The sequence below is a fragment of the Bacillus cereus group sp. MYBK222-1 genome (genome assembly GCF_051916425.1).
GTDB lineage: Bacteria > Bacillota > Bacilli > Bacillales > Bacillaceae_G > Bacillus_A > Bacillus_A paranthracis.
Genome location: NZ_JBQAGP010000002.1, coordinates 716,031 through 730,682, shown reverse-complemented (window position 1 = coordinate 730,682; position 14,652 = coordinate 716,031). Strand labels below are relative to the sequence as shown.

Sequence of the window (14,652 nt, the reverse complement as noted above, 5' to 3'; positions counted from 1 at the left end):
AGAGGAGAATTGAAAAATGAAAAAGTTTTTAAGTATATTTTTAATTGCTATACTTATGTTTTCTTCATTACCAAGTATGTTAACAAAAGCAGAATCGAAAAATAAAGGCACATTAACAATTCATAAGTTTGAGCAAGACCCTTTTAATGGTCCACTTGTACAAGGAAATGGCACTACTAATGTGCAAATTCCTAAAAATGCGAAGCCTTTAGCAGGAGTTACTTTTGAGATTAAACAAGTTGCATCATTTGAAAAAATTTCAAATGACGGAAAAATTGCAAAAGAAGATGTAAAGCCAGTAGAAGGTGCACAACCAATTCGAGTTACAACGAAGGAAGAAGGAATTGCGTTTTTTGATAATTTACCAATAGGTCGTTATGAAGTAAAAGAAATTTCTGGACCACCTCATGTAAATATCAATCCAAAAACATACACAGTTGATATTCCAATGACGAGTGAAGATGGGAAAGTATTAACATATGATGTTCATATTTATCCGAAAAATGAAACAAAACGTGGCGCAGTAGAGTTAACAAAATTAGGTGTGAAAGACAAGGTACTTAAAGGCGCGGAATTCTCTTTATTTAAAGCAGATGGTACAGAATTAGAAAAAGGACTTGTAACAGATGCACATGGTAAAATTCGTATTGGTAATTTACCATATGGACATTATTACTTTAAAGAAACGAAAGCACCAGATGGATATGTGTTAGATCCGAAAAAGTATGAATTCTTCATTAAAGAATCTGGTGTAATTAGTGAAGATGGTACACTTACTTCTGGTGAAATTGTTAAAGTTGTAGTGAAGAATTATGAAGAACCAATAATTGATAAGAAGATTAATGGAGATTTAGAGAGTTTACCAATTAATACGAAAACAGATTACAACTATGACATTAAAACATTAATTCCGGAAGATATTAAGGATTATAAATCTTATATCGTAACAGATGTATTAGATAGCCGATTAGAAATTCAAGGGAAACCAGTTGTGAAAATTGATGGTGTAGTAGTAGATGAAAGTGTTGTAGAAGTAGCTGTAGAAGGGCAAAAGGTAACAGCTGCTGTAAAAGACTTCTCTAAATTAAACGGTAAAAAAGAACTCCACTTGCAAATTAAAGCGCAGATTAGAGATGGGGTAGAAACAGGTACAGAAATTCCAAATACAGCAAAAATTGAGTTTAAAAATAAAGATGATGTAACAAAAGAAAAAGAAACAAAACCTGTTATCGTTACACCGACAACAGGTAGCATTACATTAACGAAAGTCGATGGGAAAGATGGGAAGAAATTAGAAGGTGCGGAATTCGAACTGCGAGATAAAAAAGGGAATCCAGTCGAAATTGATGGTAAGAAAGTAGTAGGCACATCTGATAAAAATGGTGTAATTAAATGGAATAAAATACCGTATGGTGAGTATCAAATTGTGGAGACAAAAGCTCCAACTTATGAAAAAGAAGATGGGACAACAGGATCCTATCAACTATTAAGAGAGCCGATTCATATAACAATTGATGCGAATCATAAAGCAATTACACTTACTGTAGAGAATAATAAGAGTGGATGGATTTTACCTGCAACGGGTGGCATCGGAACAATGATCTTTACTGTAATTGGTCTTGTATTAATGCTAGCAGCGGCATTTGTGTTCTTTAGAAAAAAAGCAGGAAATAATTAAAAGATAGTGGATAGTAAGTAAATATAAAAAGAGGAGAGGAGGATTCCTCTCCTCTTTTTTCGCCATTAGTATTTTTTAGAGGAGGATATGATGAAACGAAATATTATATTTGGCATCATTTTTTTATTGGGACTTTGTGTTTTCTTGTATCCGACAGTAAGTAATTGGCTAGCGACGAGGGCACATTATTCGGCAGTTAGTTCGTATGATAAAAAAGTGAAAGAACTTCAGCAAAAAGAAATTGAACGAAGAGAGAAAGAAGCGAATGAACATAATAAAAATGTCCAGACGACTTCACAATCATTTTCCGATCCGTTTAATAAAAAAGGAAGCGAAGAAAGTGAACATTCGTACGCAGATATTTTAAATGTAGGCGAAAGCATGGGGTATATTGAAATTCCTAATATTGGTGTTAAGCTTCCCATTTATGCTGGTACATCTGAAAGTGTTTTAAGCCGTGGAGTGGGTCATATTAATGCTTCATCTTTACCGGTAGGGGGCCAAAGTACGCACGCTATTTTAACGGGACATCGTGGTTTACCTTCTGCTTTATTATTTACAGATTTAGATCAAGTGAAGCAAGGGGATACTTTTTATATCCATTCGTTAAATAAGGTGCTTGCTTATAAGGTTGATCAAATAAAGGTTGTACTGCCGAATGAGATTAATGATCTATTGGTTGTAAAAGATAAAGATTACGTTACGTTAGTTACATGTACACCGTATGGAGTGAATACACATAGATTGCTAGTTAGAGGAGAAAGAGTACCTTTCGAATTAAAAGATAAAAAAATTATAAATAAGTCTACATCACCTTTAATAGGAAAACAAATGATAGGCATATTAATCATTGTAGTTATTATATTAATCTTTATTTATAGAAGATGGAGAAAAAGTAGTAAGGAGGTTTTATGAGAAAATAATTGAATAAATGTAGGAGATAAGTAGTGAATTTGCACGGTAGAAACAGTTTACAATAATAAATCAATACTTATTTACTATAAAAGAGGTTTCCAATATGTCTAAAAGAAAAATGTTATACATTGTATTTTTATTTATTGTTTTTATCACTAGTTTTCGCCTTATATGGTTTAAAAATTCTTTTTATATTCATCAACCATTTGTTCAAAGTGGGAATTTAAATTTAGTAAATTTTAAATTTGATGAAAAGAATATTGTTATATTAAATGGGGAATGGAGTTTTTATCCAGATGTTTTGTTAAATCCAGACCGAATGAAAAATAAATCTATTGAAAAAAAAGGATGGATTGAGGTTCCTAGTAAATGGTCTGGAAAAGTTTCGAAAATTGATGGTTATAAAGAACGTGGTACGTATGCATTATCAATCCATGTGAGTAATCCTAAAGGAAAATATGCTTTGAAGGTTCGAGATATTAATAGTAGTTTTTCTCTTTATGTGAATGGAAAATTAATTGAAGCAAGAGGAAATGTATCTAAAGTAAAAAAAATGGATAGGTCTAGCTTGTTTCCGACGGTTATGATGATAGAACCTGATAAGGAAGGGGTGATTCAACTTCTTATAGCAGTTGAAAACAACTCTTACGAAGCTACTAACGGTGGGATTGTGAAAGGGATACGCTTTGGAACGCAAGAAGCTATTTTAGCTGATCATTTAAATATAATTTATTTGCAAATTGTGGTTGCTGTAGTTATGTTCTTACATAGTATTTATGCATGTATACTCTTTTTAATAAGACCAAAGAAATTGGAAAGTATATATTTTGCGATTGCTAGCTTTTTAGCTGGAATTTCAGTTTTAATTAGCGATGATAGGATTATTTTCAATTGGGTAGATATAAGTTTTGAAACATATATAAAAGTTGCTTATATTTCTTATGCAGGATTAGCGATGTTTTTTTTGCTGTTTATACGATCTCTTTTCGGTGTAAAATACAATATTAGAATAGCTTATATTGTAATAGCTTTCTGTGGAATATATTTAATTTTTATTTTCCTAGCTCCATACATAATTATTCGTAAGTGGTCTATTTTATTGTTTTTCGCATTAATTACTCCTTTTTTAACTATAGCTGGTATTATTTTTCAAACGATAAAAAGTGGGAAACAAAGTTCTTTGTTTCTATTTTTTGCTGTCATTAGTGTAACATCAAGTGTTTTATGGGCAAGCTTAAAAAATAATATTGTTTTTTTGCTTGAATATATTATAGTAACGTTCAAATTGGATTATGATCCTACAGATTTAATATTTAAATTTGATCCGAATTTTTATCCTGTAGATTTAATTATTGCGTTTATTACATTTTCTACTTTTTGGTTTATTCGTTTTTTTCATACAAGTGATGAGAATATTAAACTAATTAGAAAATTAAAAGAGGAACATTCGCGTAAAGATCGTTTTTTGGCAAATACAGCACACGAACTTAGAAATCCGTTACATGGGATGATTAATATTGCCCAAAGTGTTATAGATGAAGAAAAATCAATAAAAGAAAACAATAAACAACATTTGAAATTATTAATGACGATAGGAAGACGTATGTCATATTTATTAAATGATTTAATAGATGTTACAAGGATGGAACAAAAAGAGATAGCAATTCATAAGAGGCCAGTTGATTTGCAACCAATTATTACAATGATAATTGATATGCAAAAGTTTATCAGTGAAGAAAAGAAATTACAAATTATAGCTAATGTTCCTGAACGGTTCCCTTTTGTATTTGCTGATCAAAACCGTCTTATTCAAATTTTATTTAACTTACTTCATAATGCAGTGAAATTTACGGATGAAGGCGTTATTACAATTGATGTGGAAGAAAGAAATAATTATGCGGTTATTCATGTGACAGATACAGGTATCGGAATTGATAAAGAAACACAAAAGCGAATCTTTCTTCCTTATGAACAAGGTAACAGTTCTTATGACGAAAGTAGTGGATTTGGACTTGGATTAAGTATTTGTAAACAATTAGTAGAGATGCATGGTGGAAAACTCTCTGTTACATCTGTTTTGCATAAAGGTTCGAGGTTTACATTTACATTACCGCTGGCTGAAAATGAAGAGGTACCGATTGTTTCTAAGAAAACAATTGAAAAAGTATTGGAATTAAATCCACTTGAAAATACAAATGATAGAGTTAGTAATAGAATAAAAATTCTTGCTGTTGATGATGATCCTGTTAATTTAAAAGTATTGAAAAGTATATTGCCACAAGATGAATATGAACTTGAAACGGTTATGACAGGAAGAGAAGTTTTGGAACGTTTAAATATGGAATGGGATATAATATTAGTTGATGTTATGATGCCGAAAATGTCAGGTTACGAATTAACGAAAATGATTCGTGAGCAGTATTCTATTTCAGAAGTGCCTATTATATTGTTAACCGCTAGATCTCAGCCTGAAGATATTTATACAGGGTTTCTCTCTGGAGCGAATGATTATATTGTAAAACCTGTTGATGCTTTAGAATTAAAAGTAAGAATTGATGCGTTAACAGAGTTAAGGAAATCTATTCATGAACGAGTAAGAATAGAAGGTGCTTGGCTCCAAGCACAAATTCAACCACATTTTCTTTTTAATACGTTAAATACGATTGCTGCTTTAAGTGAAATTGATATTGTTAGAATGGAAAAATTAATTGTTGAGTTTGGAACATATTTAAGAGCTAGTTTTGGTGAAGAAGTTTTGGCGGAAAGCATTCCTATACAACAAGAGTTAGATTTACTTCAGTCATATCTTTATATTGAAAAAGAAAGATTTGGAAAGAGGATACAAAGTGTACTGGAAGTTGAAGATGAAATAGAATGTTTAGTACCACCGTTTTCTATTCAAACGTTAGTAGAGAATGCTGTGCGCCATGGTATATTGAAAAAAGCAGTAGGTGGGAGCATTCATATAAAAGTCGAGAGTGAGAATGGATTTATAAACATTTCAATTGCTGACGATGGGGTAGGAATGACTGAGGAAAAAGTAAAAGAAATATTAGTGAAAAAACCAAATCAAAAACAAGGAATTGGTTTATTGAATACAGACGCAAGATTAAAACAGTTATACGGAACTGGATTAGAAATAAAAAGTGAGCTTGGAAAAGGAACGGTTGTTTCGTTTCAGGTGCCTATTGTTATCAATAAATAGTAAAAAAATCCGGAGTAATAAATACTTCGGATTTTTTACTTATTCCCTTCTAACAAAATCTTCTCTATCTCTTTAAAGTGATGAGCACGAGCATGCTCTAGCGGAGTAACACCATCATTATCTGGAATGTTTACATCTGCACCGTGCTCAATAAGAAGGCGGATAACTTGTTGTTGTGTTTCATCTCCGTTGCTTAGTACGATGGCTTCCATTAAAGCTGTCCACCCGAGATTATTGACATGGTTTACATCGATATTTGTTCGCATGAGGAGTTCTTTTATAACATCAATATAACCATGTTCTGAGGCAGGGATAAGGGCTGTTCCGCCGTAACGATTCGTAAGTGTTGGATCTGCGCCGGCATCAATCGTTAGTTTTAAAATATCCAAGTAACCTTCTGCCCCGGCGTATAGAAAGGGATTGTTTTTCATATCATCTTGGATATTTACGTCAGCACCAGCGTCGATAAGCGCTTTTGCGGTTTTTACATCATTTTTGTATGTAGCAATCATAAGAGGGGTGCGACCTTTATTGTCTGTTATATTTATGTCAGCCCCTTTTTTGAGTAACGATATAACAGTATTCGTTTCTTGTTTCTCAGTAGCTGTTAGTAGCGCTGTCTCCATGTTTATCATCTCCTTTTTAACTTCTTGTTCTTGCGAGCAACCTTGTAAAAAAATTACGCAACATATCATGCTTACTGTTTTTTTGAACATGGAATTTCAACCTCCTCATTTCAACTGTAAAAGAAGAACATTAAATTTTTATAAACTGACGCTAAAATTACTATAAAATCGCTTGAGTATTTGAACATATATTTTTATGCTTATGAGTAATAAGGTTTGATAAAGTGAGGATGTAACATATGTCTATTAAAACAAGGTTTTTATTTTCTTATATCGCTGTCATTCTCGTTTCCATTACGCTTATATTAATCACGGGATTTTTAATCGTTTTTTCGATAACAGGTGATTTGGAAGCAGTGAAAAATTTCTATAAAAGCTCCTATATTCAAAAGCCGCTTACGTCAGAAGAAGAGAATGCGTATATTGAGTTAAAGACGGCAGCAAAGAAACATCAATCGCAACTATTAGATGAATCATTCGTTTCATCACTTGAAAAAGAAGGGGTGAAAATTGTTGTAAGAAAGGGAGAAACCATTTCTTATGCTACAAAAGTACTTGAAAGTGGGGCTTTAAAGGAAGCTCTTCCGAAATTTGAATCAGCAAATATTAATAGTCGTGGTACAACAGAATTAGGCGATACATTTTATCGATATGTAAAGTTTGATTTTTATTTTCCTCAGGAAGAAGAGGGGAGTATATTTGTATTAAAGAAGCAAAGTTCATTTGTAGATCTTACACAAAAGTTATTTCCGATTTTGTTCGTATCACTTTTACTGTTAGCTATTTTACTTATTGGATTATTAAGTTACCTCGTCTCAAGAAGTGTTATAAAACCAATCTTTGTATTGAAAGATGCGACTGAAAAAATTAAAGAAGGAAATTTAGATTTTCAAATACCAGTTACATCGCACGATGAAATTGGGCAATTGAATCAAGGATTTGAGGAAATGAGGAAGAAATTAAAAGAATCGATAGAGATGCAAACGCAGTATGAAGAAAATCGAAAAGAGCTCATTTCAAACATCTCTCACGATTTAAAAACACCGATTACATCTATTATTGGATATGTAGAAGGAATAAAAGACGGAGTAGCAAATACGCCAGAAAAAATGGATAAGTATTTGACAACTATCCATACGAAAGCAAGACATATGGATACACTCATTGATGAATTATTTTTATTCTCAAAGCTCGATTTGAATCGAGTTCCTTTTCAGTTTGAAACGGTTGAATTAAATATGTTTATGCAAGAATTAATAGAAGAGATGCAGATGGATTTAAGTAAAGAAGGTATAGAAGTTAACTTACAATTACATGCATCACCACTTTACGTAAAGGCTGATTGCGAAAAGATAAATAGAGTGATATCAAATTTAATTCATAATAGTGTGAAATACATGGATAAAGAAGAAAAGAAAATTACTGTAACAGTATCGAGTGATAACAATAAAGTGATTGTGAAAGTAATGGACAACGGATCAGGTATAGAATCTGATACACTTCCTTATATTTTTGAACGTTTCTATCGTGCAGAGCAATCGAGAAATTCTAGTACAGGTGGAAGTGGACTTGGCTTAGCGATAGCGAAGCAAATTATTGAAGAACATGGCGGGGAAATTTGGGCGGAAAGCGAGCTTGGGGAAGGCACAAGCATTTTCTTCTCATTGGAAAAAGTAGAGAAATGTGGTGAGTAAATTGAAAAGAATTTTACTAATAGAAGATGAAGTAAGCATTGCAGAATTACAGCGAGATTATTTAGAAATTAATGATTTTCAAGTTGATGTCGAACATTCAGGAGAAACAGGTTTACAAATGGCCCTGCAAGAAGACTACGATTTAATTATTTTAGATATTATGCTTCCGAAAATGAATGGATTTGAAATTTGTAAGCAAATTCGAGCTATAAAAGATATTCCGATTTTACTTGTTTCAGCAAAAAAAGAAGATATAGATAAAATTCGCGGGCTCGGTTTAGGAGCGGATGATTATATAACGAAACCGTTTAGCCCGAGTGAATTAGTCGCAAGGGTAAAAGCACATATTTCTCGTTATGAAAGATTATTAGGAAATGTAAGTAAGCAACGCGATACGCTATATATTCACGGAATCTCTATTGATCAAAGGGCGAGGAAAGTTTTTATAAACAATGAAGAAGTTGCGTTTACAACGAAGGAATTTGATTTATTAACATTCTTTGTCACAAACCCAAATCAAGTATTAAATAAAGAACAGCTATTTGAACGTATTTGGGGATTAGACTCCGCTGGTGACTTAGCAACTGTTGTTGTTCATATTAGAAAGCTACGTGAAAAAATTGAAAGAGATCCAGCTCACCCGCAATATATTGAAACGGTATGGGGAGCTGGTTATCGTTTTAACGTGTAGGGAACCTGTCAAAGCTTTGGCAGGTTTTTTTATGTGATCAAAAGGGAAGGATAGGTAATTTATGTTAAAATATAAAAAGAGATAAAACATAGGAGAGTGTGAGAGGGCGTGCTACATTTTGGGGGATATATTAAAAGATAATAAATCAAACAAGATTTTAAAGATTGGAACTAATATCATACTTGTTTTATTACTAATAGGCGCAATACAAATGTTTTATGATGAAGATTCTACGAATGATCATTTCGGTGGGTTGTTTATGATGGTCTTTTTTGCAATTAAAATAGTTTCTAGTTTTCTAATAAGTTTAAAAGAAGGAGATAAAAAGGCAGTATTTATTGATTTAGGTTTAGTGGTTTTGTGTGTTCTTCTTTTAATTGTTACTAGTTGAAATATTTCTTTTGAAAAAAGCTCATAGTCTCATAGAGGCTGTGAGCTTTTTTTAATAATAACGGTACTGGCGTAATGATTTATAAAATGTTTGAGTGGTAGAAGTAAACAGAGTAGTTTCTTCTAAAAAAGGATAATGGTTGCTCTCCTCAAATGTCACAAAAGTAGAATCGCATATATCCTCATGTATCTCGATGGAATATTGAATAGGACACTGCACATCATATCTTCCGCATATAATAAGTGTCTTTGTTTGGATGGAAGGTAAATACTCTCTTAAATCAAATGAAGGATATTCATTGGCGAAAGCATTCATCCGGCTAATGGACATTGTTTTGTTGATTGGTTTACAAAAATAAGAGTTGTAGTTTTCTGGTTTAAACAATGATAATTTTGTTCTCTCAGTAGATAGTTCTTTCCGTTCCTCATTTGTAAGGTGAGGGCTTTTTAAATTTTCGATGAGCTGTTGCATATAATGAAACTGAGGATGTTCCGGATGATAAATACAAAATGGTGTTTCAGTATAGTTACTTGCTGCGGCTCCAACGACGACTAGTGATTGTAAGGATTTTGGATATGTGATTGCGTATAGAAGTCCAAGCATACCACCTGTTGAGTGGCCAGCGAAATGCCATATTGGAAGTTGTAATGCTTCTCGTATCGCTTCTAAATCGTGAATTGTTTCAATCATACTTAATTCGTTTTCTACCTGGGCTTTTGCTGAGTTACCAGCATCTCGTAAATTAATGAGCAATACACGATGCGTAGCAGTGAAAACATCCGCAAAGTAATCACCAGTCTCATTAAATTGCGAATAGTGATGTGTAATGCAAAGCGGTTCGCCACTGCCTTTAGTAAAAAGCTCGAATGTGCCACGTTTCGTGTTGACCATTTGTTGTTTCCACATAATATCACGACCTTTTCCCATAAAGTCCGTTAGTACATAAAAATATATCAGCGCAACTCGAAATATATCAGCGATTATCAAAATATATCGGCGCAACTAGGAATATATCAGCGATTATTAAAATATATCGACTTACCGACAGAAACCGACAATAAATAAAAGGAGGCTATTCAAAAACGAGCCTCCTTTTCGTTTAGTACAAAGATTTTTTCATATTATTCCGAATAATTTCAAGGGATTTCGCTACAGTTAATGCGTTCTTTTCTTCAATTTCTGGTTTGCGGGGGATAGGTTTATACATGTTGTCTGGATCTTCCCATGTGAGGGGAAGTTCTGTTTCTGCTTGTCCTTTCCAAGCGTCAATCCATTCTGGAGGGAGATAACCTGAGATGTTTTGGATGTTGTTCATTTCGAGCCAAATGAGTGCCCAAGCTCTTGGGACGACGCGCCAGTGGTCATAGCCACCGCCGCCTACAGCAATCCAGCGACCTTCGCAATATTCGTTAGCGATTTCGCGAGCGAGCTTCGGTATTTCACGATAAATACTCATCGTTGCGCAAAGGTGTGTAAGTGGGTCGTAGTAATGTGCGTCAGCACCATTTTGCGTTAAAATAATATCCGGTTTAAAGTATGCGGCCACTTCTCTTACGACAGTTCGATAGGAATCTAAAAACGATTCGTCTTCTGTAAAAGCATCGAGTGGAACGTTAAAAGAATAACTATAGCCATTACCTTGTCCTCGTTCGTTTACAGCGCCAGTTCCAGGGAATAAATATCGACCAGTTTCATGTAGTGAAATGGTGCATACGTTAGGATCGTCATAAAAGGACCACTGTACACCATCACCGTGATGAGCATCTGTATCAATATATAAAACGCGTAAACCGTATTTCTTCTGAATATATTTCATTGCGATGGAACTGTCGTTATAAATACAAAAGCCAGATGCCTTGCCGCGGAAGCCGTGATGTAAGCCGCCACCTAAATTAAGCGCGTGCTTTACTTTTCCAGAAAGAACAGCGTCAACAGCTGTTAATGTACCGCCAACGAGTAATGCGCTTGCTTCGTGCATATTTGGAAACATCGGTGTATCTTCTGTTCCGAGTCCATATGTCATTGCAATTGATTTTTCTAACTTTCCTTCTCCAGCACGTTTTACCGCATTTATGTACTCCTCTGTATGAATGTAGGCAATCTCTTCATCTGTAGCCATCCGTGGTGAGATGATTTGAGAAGGAGAGATGAAACCACCCTTTTGTAATAAATCGTACGTAAGTGTGACGCGCAGTTGGTTAAAAGGATGATCAGGGCTAAATGAATAGCCCCGAAAGTCATCCGAATAAATAAACGCGCTACTCATGCTTGCATCCCCATGATGTTTGGCCATAATACGCGGTAGCCTTCTGCTTCAAGTGCATCAATCACTTTTAGCGGATTCATCGTTTGAATGCGGAAAACGAGTACTTTATCATTCTCATCTTTTGCTGGGTAGACGAGAACGCTCACGATATTTATTTGTAACTCACTAAAAATAGCAACGACTTTTCCGAGAATGCCAGGTTCATTTTTTACTTGAATTTCAATTTGTGAACTCGGTTGATGTGCTCCTGTTAATTTCACTAACGTGTGCAGTACAGTAGATTCAGAAATAATTCCAACTAACTTTCCTGCCTTTGTAACAGGAAGACAGCCAATTTTATTTTCAAAAAATAAAGTAGCAATTTCCTCAACAAAGTCGAGAGGATGGCAAGTCATAACAGGATGTTTCATAATCAGTTCGAGCGGTTGCTTCAGCATATCGAGTGAAACTTGTTCATCTAAAATAGACGGACTTGCATCTCTTACATCCCGATCAGAAATAATGCCTACAACATGATTATTTTGATCGACAATTGGAATGTGCCGAATGCCTTTCGTGCGTATCGTTCGGATTGCTGTTTCGATTGTATCGTTTGGATGTAGTGTCACCACATCTTGATTCATAATTTCTTCTACAATCATTCCAGTTGCCCCCTTTATTAATACATAAAACGATTGTGAAAACGTAGACGATCAAATGCTTGAATAGAATCCGTATCAACGCGTTTACCGATGCGGACCATTAAACAGTTAGCAGGATGTGAACAAATTTCAGGATCATCTGTAGCCATCCATTGTAACCCGCCAGCATTCATCATCTTTTCCATTACTTTTCGGTACTCCCAAACATTTAAGCCTGTTTGTTTCAAATCCCAGTGCCAATAATATTCAGTCGTCAATATAATGTAATCTTCCATATAATCGTCCATCATAGAAACCTCTAGTAAGTTCTTTCCGACAGAACTCCCGCGGAAGGCTGGGACCACTTCAATTGCCCCAAGCTCAATTAAGTTTTCCATTTTTCCTTCTGACCATCGTTCAAGTGGATCAGGATACAAGTATGTAACATATCCAACAATCGTTTGGTCATGTCTAGCAATAATGAGACGAGCTTCTGGCAATTTAGAAATTTCGACAATTGCTTTATATTGCTGCTCGGCAGGACGAAACGCAACTAAATCTGGATGAAATTCATACATTTCTAAGTTATGTGTAGAGACAGGCCCTTCAATAATTAAAGTGCCTTTCGCTGTTTTTAAGTTTCTAGCATTATATATTTTTTTATGGATCAATGTATTGCTCACCACCTTGAGGGTTTGTGAATCTATTCATATCGTACTTTATAATATATGCGATGTGAATCGAAATTTGTCATTAAAAATTTGTCTAAAAATCAACAAATATACTGAAAATTTTAAATAATGTTATTATAATAGATAATAGAATACATAGGAGGGGGATGTAAAGTATGAAAGTAGAAACGCTTCCTGTCATTAAAGGAGAAAATAATTTGCCGAATTATGATGAAGCATACGCGAATTTTAACTGGGAAGAGGTTAATAAAAACTTTACTTGGAATGAAACAGGCCGAGTGAATATGGCGTATGAGGCAATTGATAAGCATGCGAAATCCGATCGGAAGAATAAAGTAGCCCTTTATTATCAAGATGGATCTCGAAAAGAGAAGTATACATTTAAGGAAATGAAGGATTTTTCTAATAAAGCAGGAAATGTCCTAAAAAATTATGGCGATGTAGAAAAAGGCGATCGCGTTTTTATTTTTATGCCGCGTTCCCCAGAGTTATATTTCGCACTTCTTGGTGCAGTGAAGTTGGGAGCAATTGTTGGTCCGCTATTTGAAGCATTTATGGAAGGCGCAGTTCGCGATCGTTTAGAAGATAGCGAAGCAAAAGTGTTAATTACAACACCTGAATTGTTAGAGCGTGTACCATTAAATGATTTACCTGCTTTAAAAACAGTCTTCCTTGTTGGAGATCATGTAGAAGAAGGCGGTAAAACGGTAGCATTCAATCCTTTATTCGAACAAGCTTCAAAAGAATTACATATTGAATGGTTAGGCCGTGAAGACGGTTTGATTCTACATTACACGTCTGGTTCTACTGGTAAGCCAAAAGGTGTGCTTCATGCGCAAAACGCAATGGTTCAGCACTATCAAACGGCGAAGTGGGTATTAGATTTAAAAGAAGACGATGTATATTGGTGCACAGCTGACCCAGGCTGGGTAACGGGAACTGCTTACGGTATTTTCGCGCCGTGGTTAGTCGGAGCATCAAATGTTATTTTAGGCGGACGCTTTAGTCCAGAAGCGTGGTATGAAGCGCTGCAAGATTACGGTGTAACAGTTTGGTATAGCGCACCAACAGCATTTCGCATGTTAATGGGTGCTGGACAAGATGCAATTAAAAAATACGATTTATCACAAGTGCGCCACGTATTAAGCGTTGGTGAACCGTTAAATCCAGAAGTAATTCGCTGGGGTATGAACGCATTTGGACTTCGTATTCATGATACGTGGTGGATGACAGAAACAGGTGGACAAGTTATTTGTAATTACCCTTGCATGGAAATCCGTCCAGGTTCAATGGGTAAACCAATTCCAGGTGTGAAAGCAGCGATTGTTGATAATGAAGGAAATGAAGTGCCTCCATACACAATGGGTAACTTAGCAATTGGTAAAGGTTGGCCAGCTATGATGCGTGGAATTTGGAATAACAAGCAAAAGTATGAATCTTACTTTATGCCGGGCGATTGGTACGTATCAGGTGATTCTGCCTATATGGACGAGGATGGATACTTCTGGTTCCAAGGACGTATTGACGATGTAATTATGACGTCAGGTGAGCGCGTTGGTCCGTTTGAAGTAGAAAGCAAATTAATCGAGCATGCTGCTGTTGCAGAAGCTGGTGTAATTGGTATTCCTGATCCGGTGCGCGGCGAAATTATTAAAGCATTTATCGCGCTTCGTGCAGGGTACGAACCATCTGAAGAATTAAAAGAAGAAATTCGTCAATTTGTAAAGAAAGGTCTAGCAGCTCATGCAGCGCCAAGACAAATTGAATTTAGAGATAAATTACCGAAAACGAGAAGCGGTAAAATTATGCGCCGCGTATTAAAAGCGTGGGAGTTAAACTTACCAACAGGTGACTTATCAACGATGGAAGATTAA

12 protein-coding genes are annotated in these 14,652 nt (G+C 35.0%); 7 read left to right on the top strand and 5 right to left on the bottom strand.

Going from position 1 to position 14,652, the window contains the following annotated elements:
* Nucleotides 1-16 precede the first annotated feature (16 nt).
* From ACTFR9_RS15795 to ACTFR9_RS15785, 3 genes are all read left to right on the top strand, one after another.
* The gene (locus ACTFR9_RS15795; protein WP_229136264.1) at nt 17-1,678 is read left to right on the top strand and encodes a SpaH/EbpB family LPXTG-anchored major pilin; all 1,662 of its coding nucleotides are present in this window, start codon (nt 17-19) and stop codon (nt 1,676-1,678) included.
* 90 nt (nt 1,679-1,768) lie between these two features.
* Complete coding sequence (locus ACTFR9_RS15790; protein ID WP_074540379.1) at nt 1,769-2,593, top strand: class C sortase; 825 nt, start codon at nt 1,769-1,771, stop codon at nt 2,591-2,593.
* 103 nt (nt 2,594-2,696) lie between these two features.
* Nucleotides 2,697-5,798 (top strand): hybrid sensor histidine kinase/response regulator, encoded by a 3,102-nt coding sequence (locus ACTFR9_RS15785; RefSeq protein ID WP_076873265.1) that lies wholly within the window; start codon nt 2,697-2,699, stop codon nt 5,796-5,798.
* A gap of 35 nt (nt 5,799-5,833) precedes the next feature.
* On the opposite strand, the gene ACTFR9_RS15780 is transcribed toward ACTFR9_RS15785, so the two are convergent.
* Nucleotides 5,834-6,514, bottom strand: coding sequence for an ankyrin repeat domain-containing protein (locus ACTFR9_RS15780; RefSeq protein ID WP_229136263.1), 681 nt, complete (start codon nt 6,512-6,514; stop codon nt 5,834-5,836).
* 149 nt (nt 6,515-6,663) lie between these two features.
* Between ACTFR9_RS15780 and ACTFR9_RS15775 the strand changes: the two genes are divergently transcribed.
* The 3 genes from ACTFR9_RS15775 to ACTFR9_RS15765 all read left to right on the top strand — a co-directional run bounded on the left by ACTFR9_RS15775 (nt 6,664) and on the right by ACTFR9_RS15765 (nt 9,200).
* Nucleotides 6,664-8,118 (top strand): sensor histidine kinase, encoded by a 1,455-nt coding sequence (locus ACTFR9_RS15775; protein ID WP_229136262.1) that lies wholly within the window; start codon nt 6,664-6,666, stop codon nt 8,116-8,118.
* A 1-nt stretch (nt 8,119) separates the two neighbouring features.
* Nucleotides 8,120-8,809, top strand: coding sequence for a response regulator transcription factor (locus ACTFR9_RS15770; RefSeq protein WP_001993852.1), 690 nt, complete (start codon nt 8,120-8,122; stop codon nt 8,807-8,809).
* Nucleotides 8,810-8,927: 118 nt separating this feature from the next.
* Nucleotides 8,928-9,200, top strand: coding sequence for a hypothetical protein (locus ACTFR9_RS15765; RefSeq protein ID WP_000502330.1), 273 nt, complete (start codon nt 8,928-8,930; stop codon nt 9,198-9,200).
* A 51-nt stretch (nt 9,201-9,251) separates the two neighbouring features.
* On the opposite strand, the gene ACTFR9_RS15760 is transcribed toward ACTFR9_RS15765, so the two are convergent.
* The 4 genes from ACTFR9_RS15760 to acuA form a co-directional block, all read right to left on the bottom strand.
* Nucleotides 9,252-10,127: an alpha/beta fold hydrolase gene (locus ACTFR9_RS15760; protein WP_001998432.1), complete on the bottom strand. Its 876-nt coding sequence runs from the start codon at nt 10,125-10,127 to the stop codon at nt 9,252-9,254.
* A 172-nt stretch (nt 10,128-10,299) separates the two neighbouring features.
* Nucleotides 10,300-11,466, bottom strand: coding sequence for an acetoin utilization protein AcuC (gene acuC / locus ACTFR9_RS15755; protein WP_000092806.1), 1,167 nt, complete (start codon nt 11,464-11,466; stop codon nt 10,300-10,302).
* A complete protein-coding gene (locus tag ACTFR9_RS15750; RefSeq protein ID WP_000634568.1) occupies nt 11,463-12,107 on the bottom strand; it encodes an acetoin utilization AcuB family protein in 645 nt (214 codons plus the stop codon). Before ACTFR9_RS15750 ends, acuC begins: the two co-directional genes overlap by 4 nt.
* 17 nt (nt 12,108-12,124) lie before the next feature.
* The gene (gene acuA / locus ACTFR9_RS15745; protein WP_000581400.1) at nt 12,125-12,757 is read right to left on the bottom strand and encodes an acetoin utilization protein acetyltransferase AcuA; all 633 of its coding nucleotides are present in this window, start codon (nt 12,755-12,757) and stop codon (nt 12,125-12,127) included.
* 176 nt (nt 12,758-12,933) lie between these two features.
* Between acuA and acsA the strand changes: the two genes are divergently transcribed.
* The gene (gene acsA, locus ACTFR9_RS15740) at nt 12,934-14,652 is read left to right on the top strand and encodes an acetate--CoA ligase (RefSeq protein ID WP_000862042.1); all 1,719 of its coding nucleotides are present in this window, start codon (nt 12,934-12,936) and stop codon (nt 14,650-14,652) included.

What these genes read in the sequence shown, in the direction of transcription:
- acuC (WP_000092806.1), bottom strand. Translation starts at nt 11,466, where the DNA reads ATGAGTAGCGCGTTTATTTATTCGGATGACTTTCGGGGCTATTCATTT.
- ACTFR9_RS15775 (WP_229136262.1), top strand. Translation starts at nt 6,664, where the DNA reads ATGTCTATTAAAACAAGGTTTTTATTTTCTTATATCGCTGTCATTCTC.
- ACTFR9_RS15795 (WP_229136264.1), top strand. Translation starts at nt 17, where the DNA reads ATGAAAAAGTTTTTAAGTATATTTTTAATTGCTATACTTATGTTTTCT.
- ACTFR9_RS15780 (WP_229136263.1), bottom strand. Translation starts at nt 6,514, where the DNA reads ATGTTCAAAAAAACAGTAAGCATGATATGTTGCGTAATTTTTTTACAA.
- ACTFR9_RS15760 (WP_001998432.1), bottom strand. Translation starts at nt 10,127, where the DNA reads ATGGGAAAAGGTCGTGATATTATGTGGAAACAACAAATGGTCAACACG.
- acsA (WP_000862042.1), top strand. Translation starts at nt 12,934, where the DNA reads ATGAAAGTAGAAACGCTTCCTGTCATTAAAGGAGAAAATAATTTGCCG.
- ACTFR9_RS15785 (WP_076873265.1), top strand. Translation starts at nt 2,697, where the DNA reads ATGTCTAAAAGAAAAATGTTATACATTGTATTTTTATTTATTGTTTTT.
- ACTFR9_RS15750 (WP_000634568.1), bottom strand. Translation starts at nt 12,107, where the DNA reads ATGATTGTAGAAGAAATTATGAATCAAGATGTGGTGACACTACATCCA.
- ACTFR9_RS15790 (WP_074540379.1), top strand. Translation starts at nt 1,769, where the DNA reads ATGAAACGAAATATTATATTTGGCATCATTTTTTTATTGGGACTTTGT.